Source organism: Propionivibrio sp. (genome assembly GCF_016790145.1).
GTDB lineage: Bacteria > Pseudomonadota > Gammaproteobacteria > Burkholderiales > Rhodocyclaceae > Propionivibrio.
The window spans coordinates 1-17,510 of record NZ_JAEUOI010000003.1; the positions used below are offsets into that span (position 1 = coordinate 1).

Annotated in this window: 18 protein-coding genes; 13 read left to right on the forward strand and 5 right to left on the reverse strand. The window is 58.2% G+C overall.

The features are described from left to right. From JNM42_RS00270 to accD, 8 genes are all read left to right on the forward strand, one after another. Positions 1 to 222: Asd/ArgC dimerization domain-containing protein (locus JNM42_RS00270; protein ID WP_294264377.1), on the forward strand; the 222-nt coding region annotated here is incomplete at its 5' end. A gap of 627 nt (positions 223 to 849) precedes the next feature. Then, entirely contained in the window at positions 850 to 3,693 is a 2,844-nt protein-coding gene (locus tag JNM42_RS00275) for a FimV/HubP family polar landmark protein (protein WP_294264423.1), read from the forward strand. Between the two features lie 82 nt (positions 3,694 to 3,775). Beyond that, entirely contained in the window at positions 3,776 to 4,378 is a 603-nt protein-coding gene (locus tag JNM42_RS00280; RefSeq protein WP_294264380.1) for an energy-coupling factor transporter transmembrane component T, read from the forward strand. A 9-nt stretch (positions 4,379 to 4,387) separates the two neighbouring features. Then, on the forward strand, positions 4,388 to 5,179 hold the full coding sequence (gene truA, locus JNM42_RS00285; RefSeq protein WP_294264382.1) for a tRNA pseudouridine(38-40) synthase TruA: 792 nt from the start codon (positions 4,388 to 4,390) through the stop codon (positions 5,177 to 5,179). Positions 5,180 to 5,197: 18 nt separating this feature from the next. Further along, positions 5,198 to 5,830, forward strand: coding sequence for a phosphoribosylanthranilate isomerase (locus JNM42_RS00290; RefSeq protein ID WP_294264385.1), 633 nt, complete (start codon positions 5,198 to 5,200; stop codon positions 5,828 to 5,830). A 164-nt stretch (positions 5,831 to 5,994) separates the two neighbouring features. Next, complete coding sequence (trpB, locus tag JNM42_RS00295; RefSeq protein WP_294264387.1) at positions 5,995 to 7,200, forward strand: tryptophan synthase subunit beta; 1,206 nt, start codon at positions 5,995 to 5,997, stop codon at positions 7,198 to 7,200. 2 nt (positions 7,201 to 7,202) lie between these two features. Beyond that, complete coding sequence (gene trpA / locus JNM42_RS00300) at positions 7,203 to 8,036, forward strand: tryptophan synthase subunit alpha (protein ID WP_294264390.1); 834 nt, start codon at positions 7,203 to 7,205, stop codon at positions 8,034 to 8,036. Then, on the forward strand, positions 8,033 to 8,905 hold the full coding sequence (gene accD, locus JNM42_RS00305) for an acetyl-CoA carboxylase, carboxyltransferase subunit beta (protein WP_294264393.1): 873 nt from the start codon (positions 8,033 to 8,035) through the stop codon (positions 8,903 to 8,905). Before trpA ends, accD begins: the two co-directional genes overlap by 4 nt. A gap of 94 nt (positions 8,906 to 8,999) precedes the next feature. On the opposite strand, the gene JNM42_RS00310 is transcribed toward accD, so the two are convergent. Beyond that, a complete protein-coding gene (locus tag JNM42_RS00310) occupies positions 9,000 to 9,440 on the reverse strand; it encodes a hypothetical protein (protein ID WP_294264396.1) in 441 nt (146 codons plus the stop codon). Positions 9,441 to 9,786: 346 nt separating this feature from the next. On the opposite strand from JNM42_RS00310, the gene folC reads away from it, so the two are divergent. From folC to JNM42_RS00335, 5 genes are all read left to right on the forward strand, one after another. Continuing rightward, positions 9,787 to 11,070: a bifunctional tetrahydrofolate synthase/dihydrofolate synthase gene (gene folC / locus JNM42_RS00315; RefSeq protein ID WP_294264399.1), complete on the forward strand. Its 1,284-nt coding sequence runs from the start codon at positions 9,787 to 9,789 to the stop codon at positions 11,068 to 11,070. An 84-nt stretch (positions 11,071 to 11,154) separates the two neighbouring features. Next, positions 11,155 to 11,823 (forward strand): SPOR domain-containing protein, encoded by a 669-nt coding sequence (locus tag JNM42_RS00320; protein ID WP_294264402.1) that lies wholly within the window; start codon positions 11,155 to 11,157, stop codon positions 11,821 to 11,823. Further along, entirely contained in the window at positions 11,820 to 12,311 is a 492-nt protein-coding gene (locus JNM42_RS00325) for a CvpA family protein (RefSeq protein ID WP_294264405.1), read from the forward strand. The genes JNM42_RS00320 and JNM42_RS00325 overlap by 4 nt, the downstream gene beginning before the upstream one ends. 8 nt (positions 12,312 to 12,319) lie before the next feature. Beyond that, positions 12,320 to 13,846, forward strand: a complete 1,527-nt coding sequence (gene purF / locus JNM42_RS00330) for an amidophosphoribosyltransferase (RefSeq protein ID WP_294264407.1) — start codon at positions 12,320 to 12,322, stop codon at positions 13,844 to 13,846. Between the two features lie 4 nt (positions 13,847 to 13,850). Then, positions 13,851 to 15,026: an O-succinylhomoserine sulfhydrylase gene (locus JNM42_RS00335; RefSeq protein WP_294264410.1), complete on the forward strand. Its 1,176-nt coding sequence runs from the start codon at positions 13,851 to 13,853 to the stop codon at positions 15,024 to 15,026. A gap of 468 nt (positions 15,027 to 15,494) precedes the next feature. On the opposite strand, the gene JNM42_RS00340 is transcribed toward JNM42_RS00335, so the two are convergent. From JNM42_RS00340 to JNM42_RS00355, 4 genes are all read right to left on the reverse strand, one after another. Beyond that, positions 15,495 to 15,629 carry a hypothetical protein gene (locus JNM42_RS00340; RefSeq protein WP_294264412.1) on the reverse strand — a complete coding sequence of 45 codons (135 nt, stop codon included), beginning with the start codon at positions 15,627 to 15,629 and terminating at the stop codon, positions 15,495 to 15,497. 695 nt (positions 15,630 to 16,324) lie between these two features. Continuing rightward, entirely contained in the window at positions 16,325 to 16,489 is a 165-nt protein-coding gene (locus JNM42_RS00345) for a hypothetical protein (protein ID WP_294264415.1), read from the reverse strand. Between the two features lie 154 nt (positions 16,490 to 16,643). Beyond that, entirely contained in the window at positions 16,644 to 16,841 is a 198-nt protein-coding gene (locus tag JNM42_RS00350) for a hypothetical protein (RefSeq protein WP_294264418.1), read from the reverse strand. Positions 16,842 to 17,012: 171 nt separating this feature from the next. Continuing rightward, positions 17,013 to 17,510, reverse strand: a 498-nt coding sequence (locus tag JNM42_RS00355; protein ID WP_294264420.1) for an IS4 family transposase, incomplete at its 5' end; no start/stop codon positions are given.

Consider the following 17,510-nt stretch of genomic DNA (forward strand, 5'->3'; position numbering starts at 1 on the left):
CGGGACAATCCGTGGGCAAAAGTGGTGCCGAACGAGCGCGAGATCAGTGAGCGCGAGCTGACGCCGGCTGCCGTGAACGGTACGCTGAGTGTGCCGGTTGGCCGTCTGCACAAGCTCGCAATGGGCCCCGAATATCTTGCCGCCTTTACTGTCGGCGACCAGTTGTTGTGGGGCGCTGCCGAGCCATTGCGTCGCATGTTACGTATTCTGATTGATAACTAATTGATTTTATGAGATAAAAAATCGGGGTTTACGCCCCGGTTTTTTTATTTGCTTAAATTTTGACATCACAAGCAAGTTTAGCTTGCATGGCTAACTCCATGATGTTATTTTAATAATTCCGATTTCGACGCTCAGGGTGGCGCCGTGACTAAAAAAACATATCAAACGCTAAAACATCTCGGGTTGCGTACCTCCGTATTGGCGGTTGCTTCCTGCCTCGCTCTCTCAGGAGTACCGCTGGCTGCTCATGCAGCGGGTCTCGGAAAAATTGTCGTGTTCTCGGCGCTTGGGCAACCCTTGCGTGCCGAGATCGAAGTTTCCGCGCCACCTGAAGAGCTCTCCGGCATGAAAGCGCAATTGGCACCACCAGAAGCCTTCAAACAGGCTGGTCTGGATTACGCCACGACCTTGCTGGGTATCCGCTTCGTGATGGACAAGCGTGCCAACGGCCAGTCCGTCATCAAGCTAAGTTCCGACAAGCCGATCAACGATCCATTCATTGACATGCTGCTTGAGCTCAACTGGGCTTCCGGTCGCCTGGTTCGCGAATACACATTCCTGCTTGATCCGCCAGAGCTTGCGGTAAAAGCTGCCGCGCCAGTGGCTCTGGCAACTGACAAGCCGGTAATGGCAAGCAAGCCACCGGCAAGCGCGCGAACGACGCCACCGATTGACGACGAGTTGCGCGGCAGAGCGGTAGCCAGGAGTCGTTCCCAGGAGCCAGTCAAAAAAACAGCAGAGCAGCCGGTCGCAGGACAAGTCGTACGTGAGGTCAAACGCGGTGACACCTTGAACAGGATCGCCAGCGAAGTCAAGCCGGAAGGCGTTTCACTCGATCAGATGCTAGTCGGCTTGTTGCGCGCCAATCAGGAAGCTTTTGACGGCGGCAACATGAACCGGCTGAGGGCCGGCAAAATTCTTACGGTTCCTGAAAAATCTGCCATTGAGGCTGTTTCCACAGGCGAGGCCAGGAGAATTGTCGTTGCACAGTCTTCTGACTGGAACGCATACAGAAGCAAGTTGGCTGCTGTTGCGTCACAGGCACCGGTAAAGGAAGAGGCCGCCAAACAGGAGGCCTCCGGCAAGATAACGGCAAAGGTTGAGGACAAATCAACGCCGTCAGCGGAGCCCAGGGATCAGGTCAAGGTTTCAAAAACCGAGATGAGCGGTAGCAAGGCGGTTGCCGCACCCAAGCCAAATGCTGATGACCAGATTGCCAAGGACAAAGCACTCAATGAAGCCAATCAACGCTTGGCCATGCTTGAGAAAAATGTGGCTGACTTGCAGAAGCTGGTTGAACTGAAAAATCAGAATCTCGCCGAGTTGCAAAAGCAGGCCGCCGACAAGAACATGCCGGTCGAAGCGAAGAAACCGACGGAAGAAGCCAAGCCGCAAACACCACCGCCAGTCCCAGTCGTCGTTCCGGCCAAGGTTGAGCCGGTAGCGGTTGCGGTCGAGAAGCCCGTGGAAAAACCGGCTGAAGCGAAAGCGCCAGAGCCGGTCGCCAAACCCGAGGAAGCCAAACCCGAGCCGAAGCCTGAAGTCAAACCGGAGCCTGAAGCAAAGCCGGAGCCAAAACCGGCCGAACTACCCAAGCCAAAACCAAAACCAGTGCCACCACCGCCTCCCCCCCCCGAGGAGCCAGGTTTCATAGACGGTTTGCTTGACAATCCGCTGGCCCTGGCCGGCGGTGGGGGAATTCTGGCGCTCATTGCCGCTTATTTCATTGCTCGCCGGCGACGCGCCAGCTCGCAGGAAGCCCCGCTCAATTTGAGCAGCACCCTGTCTCCGCAGAGCACGAGTCTGACCGCCAATTCGGTCTTCCGCAGTACGGGAGGGCAGAGCGTCGATACCTCTCATGCGCCAGATCATACTGATTTCAGCCAGGCTGGACCGGGCAGTATCGATACCGATGAGGTTGATCCGGTGGCCGAGGCCGATGTTTATATGGCTTATGGGCGAGATGTGCAGGCCGAGGAAATACTTGTTGAAGCCAAGCAGAAAGATCCGAAGCGTTATGCCATTCACTTGAAGTTGCTTGAAATCTATTCCAACCGGAAGGAGGTCAAGCAATTCGAGACGCTGGCGACCGATCTCTATGGCGAGACCGGTGGTGTCGGGGCCGACTGGGAAAAGGCGGCCGCGATGGGTGTCAAACTCGATCCGGGCAATCCCCTCTTCGGCGCCTCTGCACCGGCTGCTCCGACGGCTTTTGATGCTGATGCGACGGTGATTGTATCTCCCCCGCAGGCGCACAAGAACACTGTTCCCCTGCCGGGAGAATTGTCGCACTTGGCCGACACAATAAGCATCCTCAAACCTGTGTCGGATTCCTCAGCGCAAGTTGTAGCCGACATGACCAGCCTTGATTTCGATCTTGGTCTCGGAGATGACAAGCCGTTGGCTGTTTCCGACACTCTAAAGGCGGAGATGGAAGAGACGCTCAGGTTGCCGGAACCTGTGGTTGAAGCCGGTGCGCTCGATTTTGATCTTGCGGCCGACCATGCCGAGATTTCCGATTCTGCTACAGGTACCGACCCGGAAGCAACTGATCTTGACTTGAGCCTGCCCGATTTTTCGACAACAGTGGCATCCGATCAGGGAGCCAAAAAAGAGGTTGCCGACCTTGACTTTGACCTCGGATTCGATTCGAGCACTGCACCAGAATTGACCGGAACGTCGTCGACTCCTCAAAGCAAGGCGAATGACGAGCCGTATCTCGCTTCGGTTAATGAAGACGGCGTAGAATTCGACGTCAGTCTGACTGAGTCAACTTTCCTCGGCCAGTCAATGCCCGAGCCTTCCTCATTCGATATGACATCGATCAACCTTGACCTCAAAGAGCCGGAAATTGAAATTCCGGCACCGGCACCTTCTGCTTATGTTGCAACCGACGTTTCGCCGGATTCGTCATATGAGATCGTTCAGGCATCGACCGTTGTTAACCCGGATTTTGCGACGGAGCAGGCAGAAACACTCATCTCGTCGCTGTCAGTTGATTCGCCGGATGTATCATACGAGAGCGTTCAGGCATCGACCGTTGTCAACCCGGATTTTGCGACGGAGCAGGCAGAGACGCTCATCTCGTCGCTATCAGTTGATTCGCCGGATATATCATACGAGAGCGTTCAGTTATCGACCGCTGTAAATCCGGACTTTGCAACGGAGCAGGCAGAAACGCTCATCAGTCCACGCGATGTCGTAGAACCGGATATGTTGCCGGAACAGGACTTCTCGACAATGCAGTCGGAAACGCTCATTAATCGGCAGGTTGGTGGTGACCAGGGTTTTGCGCAGGACACCGAAATCAATGCTAAAGAAGAAGTTACGACTAAACTTGAACTGGCGAAAGCCTACGAGGAAATGGGTGACTTTGAGGGTGCTCGCGAACTCTTGCAGGAGGTTTTGAAAGAGGGTGACGTCGCTCAACGGGAGAAAGCACAGTCTATCCTGACCAAAATCGGCGAATAAGCCGCAGGCTAAGTAAAATGCAGGCCGTAGCTCTATACAGGGCTACGGCTTTTTTTTTAACGATTCCGGAGTCGACTGACGCATGCCGAGCCTTACCGTCCACCCAACGACACGTCTCATCGTCTGGCTTCTGCTTGTGCTTGCCGTTCAGTGCTTGAGTGGCACTGCGCTGATTGCGGCCTTTCTGCTACTGCCACTGTTTGGAACGCGCGTCGTGCAGCGTGGCGGGGGTCTGATCTGGCGTGCGCGCTGGCTTCTGGTCTCGCTCCTGGTCATTTTTTCCTGGGGTGTTGCCGGAGAGCCGCTGTGGAATGGCGCTATTGCGCCAACACAGGAAGGTCTGCTGGAAGCGCTAAACCATCTTGGACGCCTGTTACTGGTACTGATGGCCGTTGCCGCCTTTCTGGAGGCCATGCCGCTTCCCGATTTGCTGGCGGCCACTCATGCCTTGCTCAAACCTCTGCGCCGTTTCGGATTTGATACCGATCGTGGCGTCGTTCGTCTCATGCTGGTTCTGCGTTATGTCGAATCGCTGCCGCGTCCGCGCGACTGGCGAGCCTTGCTCAACGCACCGGCGTCGAGCGCTAGCGAGTTGGTCGAAGTGAGCCATCAGCCGATGCGCTGGCTGGACTACATTGTTACACTGAGCAGTGCTGGAGCCATCATGCTTTTTTGTTTCAGCTAGGTGTTCAGGATGAGAATTGCCCTCGGTGTTGAATATGACGGTAGCGCATTCCATGGCTGGCAGCAGCAGCCGTGTGGCAATACGGTTCAGGACGCGCTGCAGGCGGCGCTGAGCCGGATTGCCGGACTGCCGGTTGCTGTCGTGTGCGCCGGTCGGACCGATGCCGGTGTGCATGCGACGGCTCAGGTAGTGCATTTCGACACGCGGGTTGAGCGCCCGCTGAGTGCCTGGGTGCGCGGTACCAATACTTATCTTCCGGCGGCAGTTGCGGTGCGCTGGGCGCATCCGGTGGCTGACGCTTTCCATGCCCGCTTCTCGGCGTATGGTCGCTGCTATCGCTACCTCCTGATCAACCGGCCGCAACGGACTGGCGTGTGGCACGGGCGTGCCGGCTGGTATCATCACACGCTTGATGTAGCGGTTATGCAACAGGCCGCCGCAATGTTGCTCGGTGAGCACGACTTCTCGGCTTTCCGGGCGGCAGATTGCCAGGCCAGTTCACCGGTCAGGACGATCCGGAAAGCCGATGTGCAACGATCCGGAGAATTGATTGTCTTTGATTTTGAAGCGGGCGCCTACCTGCACCACATGGTACGCAATCTGGTCGGCAGTCTGGTTTATGTCGGGCAGGGCAAACATCCTGCCGAGTGGATAGGCCGGTTGCTCACCTTGCGTGATCGCCGTCTGGCGGCACCCACCTTCCCGGCGGCCGGGCTCTATCTGGTCGCTGTCAAGTATGAGCTGCTGTGGGGGTTGCCGGTCAGCAATGATTCGTTTCTGCCAGGTATCTCCGGTCTTTGAGAATCAGGAATTTTGACGATGAAAACACGAATCAAGATCTGTGGCCTGACCCGGCTGGAGGACGTGCAGGCGGCGGTGGGCGCCGGTGCCGACGCGATTGGCCTGGTTTTTTACCCGCCAAGCCCGCGCCACGTTGATCTGGCGACAGCGAGCAAACTGGCGCGCGCGATTCCGCCCTTCGTCACCATCGTCGGTCTCTTCGTCAATGCCGACCCGGCTCTGGTCAAGGCCACGCTGGCCGCTGTCCCCATTCACCTCTTGCAGTTTCACGGCGATGAGGATGAAAGCTATTGTCGGCAGTTCGAGCATCCGTACATGAAGGCGGCTCGCGTCAAGCCGGGGCTGGATTTGGTACAATACGCCGCTGGCTTCCCTTCGGCGCAGGCGATTCTTCTTGACGCCTTTGCCGACGGTTACGGCGGCAGCGGCAAGGTTTTCGACTGGGGCCTGATACCGCCTGATCTGGGCAAGCCGATGGTACTCTCCGGGGGTCTGGATGCAGGCAATGTGGGCGAGGCCATGCTTCGCGTGCGGCCGGCGGCGGTTGATGTCTCGTCGGGCGTCGAAGCGGCCAGGGGGATCAAGGATGCTGAAAAGATTCGCGCTTTTGTTGCCGCCGTGCGAGCGGCGGGTTTGATGCCGACTGATTGATTCGGGACTACCGAATACCTCACCTGTAGAACAGGATGATCGATGCGCAAGAGTTCTGGTGGACGTACCCGTACCTGCTGGCGACGTTTCTTCGCCAACCATGCCTGAGGCCGACGACAGCTTTCTGATCGTCTGTTCGTTTTCCATTGCCTCAAGGAGATATCATGCTTGCCCCCCGCTACGACTTGCCTGACGCCCTCGGCCATTTTGGCCCGTATGGTGGCGTTTTTGTTGCCGAAACACTGATCCCCGCACTTGAAGAACTGAACGAAGCCTACGCGCTTGCCCAGCGCGACCCGCTATTCATTGCCGAATTCGAGTACGACCTCAAGCACTACGTCGGTCGCCCGAGTCCCGTTTATCATGCCAGGCGCTGGTCCGATCTGCTCGGTGGCGCGCAGATCTACCTCAAGCGCGAAGACCTCAATCACACCGGTGCGCACAAGATCAACAACTGCATTGGCCAGGCCATGCTTGCCCGGCGCATGGGCAAGCCGCGCGTCATCGCCGAAACCGGTGCCGGTCAGCACGGCGTCGCCACCGCCACCGTAGCAGCACGCTACGGCATGGAATGCGTCGTCTACATGGGCTCCGAGGACATCAAGCGGCAGGCCGCCAACGTCTATCGCATGAAGTTGCTCGGTGCGAGCGTGGTGCCTGTCGAAAGCGGTTCCAGAACGCTCAAGGACGCGCTCAACGAAGCCATGCGCGACTGGGTAACCAACGTCAGCAACACCTTCTACATCATCGGCACGGTGGCCGGCCCGCATCCTTATCCGATGATGGTACGCGACTTCCAGGCGGTGATCGGCAAGGAAGCCATCGTGCAGATGCAGGATCAGTGCGAGCGCCAGCCCGATGCCGTGATTGCCTGTGTGGGCGGCGGTTCCAATGCCATGGGGATTTTCCATCCCTACATTCCGCTTGCCGGAGTTCGCCTGATCGGCGTTGAAGCGGCGGGTGACGGTATCGAGACGGGCCACCACGCGGCTTCGCTGACCGCCGGACGTCCCGGCGTGCTGCATGGTAACCGCACCTATCTTTTGCAGGACGAAAACGGCCAGATCATCGAGACACACTCGATTTCGGCCGGTCTCGATTATCCCGGTGTCGGCCCGGAGCACGCCTGGCTCAAGGATTCGGGGCGGGCCGAATACGTCACCATCACCGATGCCGAAGCGCTGCAGGCCTTCCACAATCTGTGTCGCCTGGAGGGCATCATCCCGGCGCTCGAATCGAGCCATGCCATTGCCTATGCTGCCAGGCTCGCGCCGACCTTGCCGAAAGACAAAATCCTGCTGGTCAATCTCTCCGGGCGGGGTGACAAGGATATGCACACCGTTGCCGAAAAATCGGGAATCAGGTTCTGATCATGTCAAAAATACAAGCCACCTTCGAGCGCCTGCAGGCGCAAGGGCGCAAGGCGCTGATTCCGTTCATCACCGCCGGTGATCCCGATCCTGCACTGACGGTGCCGCTGATGCATACCCTGGTCGAGGCTGGTGCCGACATCATTGAGCTTGGCGTGCCGTTTTCCGATCCGATGGCCGACGGGCCGACGATTCAACGTGCTTCCGAGCGCGCCTTGCTCAAAGGCGTCAGCCTGCGGCAGGTGCTGGGCATGGTGGCCAACTTCCGTGCCGACAATAACGACACGCCGGTAGTCCTTATGGGCTATGCCAACCCGGTCGAGTCGATGGGCGTCAATGAATTTGCAGCGACTGCCTTGGATGCCGGCGTCGATGGCGTTCTGGTCGTCGATTATCCGCCGGAAGAAAGCATCGAGTTTGCTCGTGCGATGCACGCCAATGCGCTTGATCCGATCTTCCTGCTGGCGCCAACCTCGACACCTGCACGCATCGCCCAAGTTGCGGCGCTGGCCAGTGGCTACGTCTATTACGTTTCACTCAAGGGCGTTACCGGTTCAGCCGCGCTTGACGTTGCAGCGGTTGCCGCGCGCATCCCGGAAATCCATGCCAGTACGGGTGTTCCGGTCGGTGTCGGATTCGGTATCCGCGATGCGGCAACGGCCGGCCGGGTGGCCAGAATCGCCGATGCCGTCGTCGTCGGCAGCCGGATTATCGAAGAGATCGAGCAATCGACCAGTGACAACGTATGCGCGAAGGTTCATGCGCTGGTCGCTGAGCTGCGTCGCGGCATGGACGACGCTGTCGGAACAAACCCTCCTGTCCGAGGAGCATCATGAGCTGGTTGAACAAACTCCTGCCGCCGAAGATCAAGCGAAATGTCTCCGGAGTAGAGCGCAAGTCTTCACTGCCCGAAGGCCTGTGGAGCAAGTGCCCGTCGTGCGAGGCCGTGCTTTACGCCACTGATCTGGAGCAAAACGCCCACGTCTGCCCCAAGTGCGCGTACCATAATCGCCTCGATGCGCGGGCTCGGATCGATCTTCTGCTTGATCCCGAGGGACGCTTTGAAATCGGCGCCGAAGTCTTGCCGGTCGACCCCCTGAAGTTCAAGGACAGCCGCCGCTATTCCGAACGCCTGCTCGATGCGGCTGAAAGTACCGGAGAAACCGACTCGCTGGTGGTCATGCAGGGCGCAATCAAGACCTTGCCAGTCGTTGTCGCGGTTTTTGAATTCGATTTCATGGGCGGGTCGATGGGTTCGGTACTCGGTGAGCGCTTCGTACGCGGCGTGCAGGCGGCGGTCGAGCAGGGCCTGCCGTTCATCTGCGTCACGGCGTCCGGCGGCGCGCGCATGCAGGAAGGCCTGTTCTCCCTGATGCAGATGGCCAAGACCTCCGCGGCCCTGAGCAAACTTTCGCAAGCCCGGTTACCCTATCTGTCGATCCTTACCGATCCGACAATGGGTGGTGTTTCAGCCTCGTTTGCCTTCATCGGCGATGTGGTGATGGCCGAACCGGGCGCGCTGATCGGCTTCGCCGGGCCGCGCGTCATCGAACAGACCGTTGGTCAGACCTTGCCCGAAGGCTTCCAGCGCGCCGAGTTCCTGCTCGAAAAAGGCGCCATCGACATGATCGTTGACCGCCGCGAAATGAGAGAAAAGCTGGTGCAGATTCTGACCCTGCTGCAGAGACTGCCGGCTGTGGCTTGAGGCTTCGATTGCGAGGATGGGCAACAAACACCGCCAGAAGGCACAGATCAGGGAGCAGATCACCCCGTCAGAACCGGGTCTTCCTTTACCAGGCTTACTCAATACTGAGCAGTTCCTGAAATACTTCGCCAATCTTCCAGTAGTATTTTCCCTTATTCTCAAAAACACTTACTCCAAACGGTTTGTTTCCCCAGGCTATTCTGTCGTACTGCCTGATCAATCTGGATTTGTCATTTACGTACCATTTCCCGTCTGTTGAGGATTTTGTTGAAAAGGCAGATAAGTTACCGCCGAATTCTTCCGTTTTCGTGAAAGTGATTTTGTTCATTTCCACATTAACATCACTGTCTGTCCTTGACCCGACCGTGATGCGGTAGCGAACTGTCTTGTTGGCAATGAGATCAACAATTTCCTGTTTGTTTAACTGTCGCGCATTTTCTAGTTCCGTATTCCCCTGCGCAAAAGCAATACCACCGTGAAATGAAACGAATGAATATAAGAGAACGAGGAAAAAGTTTCTGACGGCTCTTGTCATGATGGACCTCCGTGGAAGCAATTGAACAACACAGTTGTCGGGAGAAAAATGCCAGTTCCCCCAATGCTTTTTCAAAACAGCCATCGAGATGCGAATTTTTCCCTAAGATCTTTGAATTACAGGCTGCAACGAATCGCAGCGCAGTCCATTCTAGTTCAAAGCATCCCACTCCGGATGGGTTCGTGCAAACTTTGCCTGATGATTTTAGTCGTTCATCACTCACCGACCCCTTTGCGCTTCAACCCAATCCCGCATCGGGACGAACAGCGACTTTCACTCTCGACTCCTCGATCATCTATTTGACCCCCGCTGCCCCTACGCTTGTTCAAGCATTGACAGAGTTTTCGTGAATTCACTTCCTGCCTGGCTGGCCCACCTCGAAAGCCTCCACCCAAAAGGGCAGGACGGTATCGAACTGGGGCTGGAGCGGGTCACTCGCGTCAAAGAGATCTTGCGGCAAACGCAACACTGCCCGCTGATCATCGTTGGCGGCACCAATGGCAAGGGGTCGACCTGCGCCTATCTGGAAGCCATCTATACCTTCGCCGGCTACCGGGTGGGCTGCTACACCTCGCCGCATTTGCTGTTGTATAACGAGCGCATTCGCATTGACCGTGTGCCGGTCGATGACGCAACGCTGTGCACGGCTTTTGCCAGGGTCGAGGCGGCCAGGCAGTCCGCCGGCAATGTGGCGCTGACCTATTTCGAGTTCGGCACGCTGGCCGCCTGGGAAGTATTCGCCGCCCGCCAGGTCGAGGTGATCATTCTCGAAGTGGGTCTGGGTGGCCGGCTCGATGCGGTCAATGCCTACGATCCTGACTGCGCGGTGGTGACAGGGATTGCGCTGGATCACATGGAATGGCTGGGTACCACGCGCGAAGCCATCGGTTTCGAGAAGGCCGGAATCTATCGTGCCCAAAAACCGGCCATCTGCGCCGATCCCGAGCCGCCGCAGTCGCTGCTTGATCATGCCGCCGCGATTGGCGCCGACCTCCAGTTGCTCGGCCGCGATTTCGGCTACTTCGGCGACAAGGCGCAATGGACCTTCTGGGGTCGTGAGCGGCAGCGCCGAGCTGGTTTGGCCAACCCGGCCTTGCGCGGCGCTTGCCAGTTACGCAATGCTTCGGCGGTACTCGCCGTCGTCGATGTGCTCAAGCAGCGAGTGCCCGTTTCAATGCAGGCCGTTCGGCGAGGGCTGATTGAACTTGAACTGCCGGGACGTTTCCAGGTGGTGCCTGGACGACCGGCCATCGTACTTGACGTCGCACACAATCCGCAAGCTGTGGCTGCGCTGGCCGACAACCTTGGCGACATGGGGTTTTTTGAAAAGACGATTGCCGTCGTCGGCATGCTCGGCGACAAGGATATCGCCGGCGCACTGGCAGCGCTGGCCGGCAAGGTCGATGTCTGGCTGCTGGCCGCCCTGGGCGTGCCGCGTGGCGCGCCAGCCGAGGCACTGGCCAGCGTCGTGGCGGACGGCAAGCCGGGTGGCAGTATCGAGTGCTTCGCTTCTCCGGAAGAAGCCTTCACGAGTGCTGCCAAGCGGGCAGGGGAAAATGATAGAATCCTCGTCTTCGGGTCGTTCTACACGGTGGCAGCGGTCATGCGTGCCATGAAAAACCGTTCCTGATGCAGGCGACTCCACTGGCGATCATCCAGAACTACTTATCACTCGACTTTTCTGAACCCGATGTCCGATCCCTCTGACGCTAATTTGCAGCTAAAAAAACGCGCACGCCGCCGACTGGTGGGCGCCATTGCTTTTGCTGGTCTGGCCGCCGTGGTTTTGCCGATGGTCATGGACGAGGAACCGAAGCAGCAGGTTCAGGATGTCCAGATCCGTATCCCTGGTCAGGACAAGACGCCCTTCACCCCCAAGCTCGTCAAACCACCAGCGGCACCCGCTGCCGGCGACAAAGCCGTGACGCCGGAAAAGAAAGAGCCGGCTGTGCCCTCGCCGTCGGTCGCTGAAGTAGCCAAACCAGCCGAAGCGCCGCCGACAGACAAAGCGGCTGAAAAAGCGACTGATAAGCCCACGGAAAAGCCGGCCAGGGCCAGTGACAGCGAACCCCAGCGTGCCGCAGCGATTCTTGGCGGCAAGACGCAGGAAGCGGCAGCAAGCGCATCGAGCGTACCGGCCAGCAGCGCTGGCGGACAGTACGTCATTCTGATCGGCGCCTTTTCCAATCCGGCAAACGTCAAGCAATTGCAGACCAAGATCGGCGAATTGGGTATCAAGGTCTATACCGAATCGCTGGCTTCGCCCGAGGGCAAGAAGACGCGCGTGCGCGCCGGCCCCTTCCCCAATCGCGAAGCGGCTGACAAGGCGCTCGACAAGTTGAAACGGATTGGTGTTAACGGGGTGGTCACGGCCAGGCAATGACCGCCTTCGATTACGTCGCCATGGCCATGGTGCTGGCGTCTGCGGCGCTCGGTGTGTGGCGCGGCGTGGTGGGCGAGATCATTGCGCTGGTGGCGTGGGTTTTGGCGTTCTTTGCCGCAAAGTGGTTCGGGGCAGAAGTGGCCAGGGTTTTCTTCACCGGCATCGGCGACCCGGCGTTGCGTATCGTCGCTGCCTGGGTGGCTGTATTCTTTGTCGTGCTGGTTTTGATGGCGCTGCTGCGTCTGGCCGTGCATGGCCTGCTCAAGGCGCTGGGCCTGAGTCTCAGCGATCGCCTGCTGGGCGTCGTTTTTGGCGTGGCACGCGGTCTGATTATTGTCCTGGCGCTGGTCGCCGCAGGGGGCATGACGTCGGCACCGAAGGAGAAGTGGTGGAGTGAGGCGTATTTTTCGGCGCCGCTCGAAACGGCGGTGCTGGCCGGCAAGCCCTGGCTGCCGCCGGACGTGGCTAAACGGATTCGATTCAGGTAGGGAATATTATGTGCGGGATTCTCGGGGTTGTAGCGACCACGCCGGTCAACCAGTTGCTCTATGACGGGCTGATGGTGCTGCAGCATCGCGGTCAGGATGCGGCCGGCATCGCCACCGGCGAAAGCGATGCCTTTCACATGCACAAGGGCTCCGGCCTGGTGCGCGATGTGTTCCGCACGCGCAACATGCGTGCCCTGCCAGGCAATATGGGAATCGCCCATTGCCGTTATCCGACGGCCGGGTCATTTTCCGATTCTGCCGAATCGCAGCCTTTCTACGTCAATTCGCCTTTCGGTCTGGTGCTTGCGCACAACGGCAATCTGACCAACACCGAACAGTTGCAGGAAGAGATGTTCCGCCAGGATCTGCGGCACATCAATACCAATTCGGATTCCGAGGTGTTGCTCAACGTTCTGGCGCACGAGCTGCAGGATACGGCCAGGGGCTTTCGCCTCGATCTGGATACCATCTTTGCGGCGGTTGCCGGCGTGCACCGTCGCTGCAAGGGCGCCTATGCCGTAGTGGTGCTGATTGCCGGGTACGGCCTGCTCGCCTTCCGTGATCCGTATGGTATCCGTCCGCTGGTGATCGGGGTGAACGAAACGCTGCTGGGTAGAGAATATCTGCTGGCTTCAGAGTCGGTAGCGCTCGATACGCTGGGTTTTCAGGTGCTGCGCGATGTGGCGCCGGGAGAAGCCATCTTCGTTGACATGGCGCACCAGATGCACCATCGTCAGTGCGCGCGGAACCCAGTGCTGGCACCGTGCATCTTTGAATACGTCTATCTGGCACGCCCGGATTCGGTGATCGATGGCGTATCGGTCTACGAAACCCGCTTGCGCATGGGCGAACATCTGGCGGACAAGGTGGCTCGGCAGATTCCCGTCGAGGAGATCGACGTCGTGATGCCGATTCCCGATTCGAGCCGCCCGTCGGCCATGCAACTGGCGCAGCGCCTGGGCATTCCGTATCGCGAAGGCTTTGTAAAAAACCGCTACATCGGTCGTACCTTCATCATGCCGGGGCAATCGACACGAAAGAAATCGGTGCGTCAGAAACTCAATACCGTGGCTCAGGAGTTCAAGGATAAACGCGTCCTGCTGGTCGATGATTCGATCGTGCGCGGAACGACCAGTCGCGAGATTGTCGACATGGCGCGTGCCGCCGGCGCGCTCAAGGTCTATTTTGCCTCGGCCGCGCCGCCGGTGCGCTTCCCCAATGTTTACGGTATCGACATGCCGACGCGCAGCGAACTCATCGCCACCGGTCGAACGGTCGAGGAGATCTGCGGCGAGATCGGCGCCGACGCCATGGTCTTTCAGGATCTCGATGCACTCAAGGCCTCGGTGCGCGATTTGAATCCCTCGCTGAGCAGCTTTGATTGCTCGTGTTTCGACGGACAGTACGTCACCGGCGATGTGAGCACCGAGTATCTTGACGCCATCGAACAGACTCGCGAAGGCAAGATCGCCGCCGGCAAGGTCGATGGCGGCGATTCACGGCAGTTACACCTTAATCTCCACTCAGCGCGTTGAAGCCATGACCGATAACTATCAACTTGAAACACTGGCGGTGCGTGCCGGGCAGGCAAGAAGCCAGTTCAACGAACACTCCGAAGCGCTCTACCTGACCTCCAGTTTCGTTTTCGCTAACGCGGCGCAGGCCGCCGCGCGTTTTTCCGGCGAGGAAGAGGGTAACGTCTATTCCCGCTTCACCAATCCGACGGTCAGCGCCTTCCAGGAGCGTCTGGCGGCGCTTGAGGGCGCCGAAGCCTGTGTCGCCACCGCCTCGGGCATGTCGGCCATCCTCTCGCTGGTCATGGCCCTGTGCAGCGCCGGCGACCATATCGTGGCCTCGACCGGCCTCTTCGGAGCCACCCAGCAGTTGCTCGGCAACATCATGACGCGCTTCGGCGTGCACACCAGTTTCGTCGCGCAGACCCGCGTCGACGCGTGGGAAGCGGCAATACGCCCCGAGACAAAACTGTTTTTTCTCGAAACGCCGTCCAACCCGCTCACCGAAATTGCCGATATTCCTGCACTGGTCGCTCTTGCTCATGCGCGAGGCATTATCGTTGTGGTCGACAACTGCTTCTGCACGCCGATCCTGCAGCGCCCGCTCGATCTGGGTGCCGATCTGGTCATGCATTCGGCGACCAAGTTTCTCGACGGACAGGGGCGCGTTCTCGGCGGTGCGGTGGCCGGCCCCAGGAAACTCACCGACGAAGTGTTCAAGTTTTTGCGCACGGCGGGGCCGACGCTCTCCGCCTTCAATGCCTGGGTGCTGCTCAAGGGGATGGAAACGCTCAAGATCAGGCTCGAAGCCCAATCGGCCAAGGCCCTGGAACTCGCGCGCTGGCTCGAAGCGCATCCCAAAGTTGCACGCGTCTACTACCCCGGCCTCGAATCACATCCGCAATTCGAACTCGCCAGGCACCAGCAGAAAAGCGGCGGCGCCATCGTCGCCTTTGAAGTCAAGGGCGCGCGAACCGAAGCCTGGAAGGTGATCGACAGTTGCCGTCTGCTGTCGATCACGGCCAATCTCGGGGATACCAAAACCACGCTCACGCACCCGGCGACAACCACGCATGGTCGCATCACGCCCGAGCAGCGGGCGGCGAGCGGAATCACCGAAGCCTTGCTGCGTATCGCCGTGGGGCTGGAAGCCGTGGTCGATTTGCAGAACGATCTGGACGTAGGGCTTTCGCAGATCTAGCGGTTACTCGCTGAAAATACGACTTTGTAATTCGTCTCACATTTCCATACGTGTGGTTACGGAACATGGTGTGTGCGGCTTGTTATGACAGAGCAGTATTCGCATGTCAGTGAAAGGCAACTCACGTCAGCTTGCTGCCGTACAAGCAAACCAATGGTATGAGACGGTAGACGACCCACTGCTGCCGGTCGAACCGTCAGAGGTCAAACGGCAGGTTTTGGAGTGGAGCAATCGCCCGCCACAGTCACTCAAGGACAGCAACTCGGCCAATCCGGTCATTGGGACTCTGTGCCACCAACGTCTGCAATGGGCAGGTCAGCGGTCGTAGCTCTGGAAGTCGGCTCGAACGACCGGTGGTACTTCAGGCTACTTCCGGTATCGACCCCTATGCACAGTTTGAAACTATGTGCAGTCAATTGGCGATAGTCAGCGCCGTCCTTTGTTGAGGCCGGGCGCAGGTGCACATAGTTACAGCGTCTGAAGAAATTGGATCAGAGAATCTGGTGCATTGAATCGGCGCAACGTGGTGTCGGGTGGATCCAATCGTGCGAGTGCTTTTTCCTTCATTGCGAGATCGGCTTCAACGTACGCTTTGAATTCCATGATGGTCTCCTTATGTGGGACCACCACTGCATCCTTTCGCAAAAACTATGTCCAGCTTTGGCTTTCGCTACCTCACTGAATCCATTGCCATACTTGACATAAACGACCGCAGCAAACACCAACTGCACATAGTTTCAAACTGTGCATAGGGGTCGAGAGTCGAAATGGAACTCAACAAATTCGCCGTCCGATATCCGCCGCTCGTGCTTCTCGTTTAAATAGCATCCCATAACGACAAAAAGACCCGACCCAGCCTCCATGAGGAGACCAGATCGGGGCTATTGGTTCTCGTTCCTACTGCTCTGGTCCGTTTCTACAGCCTGATCGGTGCCGCCTGCGCCAGCAGTTCCTTGGTGCGGTCCGAGCCAGATGTCAGCACCGGCAGAGCGAGCACGTCATGGAATTGCCATACGTTTCACGTCAGCCTTCGATATTTTGCAATTGGCACAATACAGTTTGGTCCTTGTGCAACACAGCTGAGCAATACGAGTCGCTGTTCCGTCGGTCGATATTCCGTCGCCGCTCTACCCCAATGGCGGGAGCGGAAGGCGGGTTAAACAGCCGTCGATCAATACCACGTCTATTCTCGTGTTTAACAGGCATTCCTGCGCCCCTCTTGACGGACCGAAGATCAGTTCAATATAGCATATTTCTTTCTTGAATCCCCTGCAAAACGGAGGACTCCCCAATGACAACTACCGCCTAATCGGTGCGGCCTGCGCCAACAGTTCCTTGATGCGATCCGAGCCCTTGTTCGTCGACCCCAGCCAGAAATTCACGACTGCGCCGAAGGCAGCGCCGAGCGAGCCGAGCATGATGAGCAGCGGTTGGTTATCAATGGCCGTGTGGTCATGCATCATCCAGCCCAGATTCCCAAAAAACCCAACGGTGATCAGGCGCCGACAGCACCTCCGGGAAATAGCCGTTGGTCACCGATTTCATGACATGCGCGCTGTCGACGTTCTTGAATTCGAGTTCTACGTACTTGAACCCACGATCGGCCTCCTCGTTCTTTTACTGCATTTCCAGTTTGCGAATCTCAGCCAGTTGCTCCGGCGTGATCTTGCCGTCCTGAAAGGCCTGCGCCACCTTCTCGGTGGTCGCGTCGGAAATGCCCAGGATGTGCCCAATGGCGGCGACGGCGACACCGCCGAGAGGCCCAAGCACGGTGCTGGCCAGCGTCGGTGCAACCAGTTTTAGAAAATCACCCATCTCATCGCTCCTTCGTCATGCCAGTATCGACCCGCGTCCGGGCGTACGGCATGATCGTCAGTAGTTGATCACGTGTGAGCATCGGCGCAGTCCCCCGCATTGATCATGTTTTGCCGTTTCGATGCATTAAAACGACGAAACCCCCGTTGAAGGCATCACGTTATACACAAGTCACAGTGACTCGTCCCGTAATGCCTGCAGTGTGGTTACGGCATCCCTGACGCGCTGCAAACCGAGCCAGATAGTTTTGACACCGGGCTCGCCATCGCCCTTACGCGCGAGAAAGCCGCCGAGGGTAGCGATCAAACGGAGGACTTCGTTGATACGGGGAGGACGTTTTGGCGGTTTCTTTTTCGTCAGCAAGAACGCGCCCCGGATTTCATCGGGATCGAAGAACAGTGCAGCGTCCCGATCGGGGCAAGTTCGACCCGTTCGCACCAAAAGGGCGATGCGCCAAGCCACCACCATGAACAGCGCCAGAGCCCGCTCAAGGTGGTCAACGCCTGACAATTGAAGGGCTTCGATGCAGCAGCCGTTCTTGAGCACGTGAAAGAACATTTCGATTTCCCAGCGCGCCCTGTACCAATCGATCAACTCGATGACCGCGTCCAGGGTGGGTGCTACCCGATTGGTCAGCAGGCGCCATTGCACGGGTGTGATCCCTGCGGG

Bases quoted from the DNA above. Each gene is read 5' to 3' on its own strand.
- JNM42_RS00335 (WP_294264410.1), top strand. From the start codon at position 13,851: ATGACCGATAACTATCAACTTGAAACACTGGCGGTGCGTGCCGGGCAG.
- JNM42_RS00310 (WP_294264396.1), bottom strand. From the start codon at position 9,440: ATGACAAGAGCCGTCAGAAACTTTTTCCTCGTTCTCTTATATTCATTC.
- JNM42_RS00280 (WP_294264380.1), top strand. From the start codon at position 3,776: ATGCCGAGCCTTACCGTCCACCCAACGACACGTCTCATCGTCTGGCTT.
- truA (WP_294264382.1), top strand. From the start codon at position 4,388: ATGAGAATTGCCCTCGGTGTTGAATATGACGGTAGCGCATTCCATGGC.
- accD (WP_294264393.1), top strand. From the start codon at position 8,033: ATGAGCTGGTTGAACAAACTCCTGCCGCCGAAGATCAAGCGAAATGTC.
- JNM42_RS00350 (WP_294264418.1), bottom strand. From the start codon at position 16,841: ATGGGTGATTTTCTAAAACTGGTTGCACCGACGCTGGCCAGCACCGTG.
- JNM42_RS00345 (WP_294264415.1), bottom strand. From the start codon at position 16,489: ATGATGCATGACCACACGGCCATTGATAACCAACCGCTGCTCATCATG.
- purF (WP_294264407.1), top strand. From the start codon at position 12,320: ATGTGCGGGATTCTCGGGGTTGTAGCGACCACGCCGGTCAACCAGTTG.
- JNM42_RS00290 (WP_294264385.1), top strand. From the start codon at position 5,198: ATGAAAACACGAATCAAGATCTGTGGCCTGACCCGGCTGGAGGACGTG.
- trpA (WP_294264390.1), top strand. From the start codon at position 7,203: ATGTCAAAAATACAAGCCACCTTCGAGCGCCTGCAGGCGCAAGGGCGC.
- JNM42_RS00325 (WP_294264405.1), top strand. From the start codon at position 11,820: ATGACCGCCTTCGATTACGTCGCCATGGCCATGGTGCTGGCGTCTGCG.
- trpB (WP_294264387.1), top strand. From the start codon at position 5,995: ATGCTTGCCCCCCGCTACGACTTGCCTGACGCCCTCGGCCATTTTGGC.
- JNM42_RS00340 (WP_294264412.1), bottom strand. From the start codon at position 15,629: ATGGAATTCAAAGCGTACGTTGAAGCCGATCTCGCAATGAAGGAAAAA.
- JNM42_RS00275 (WP_294264423.1), top strand. From the start codon at position 850: ATGGCAAGCAAGCCACCGGCAAGCGCGCGAACGACGCCACCGATTGAC.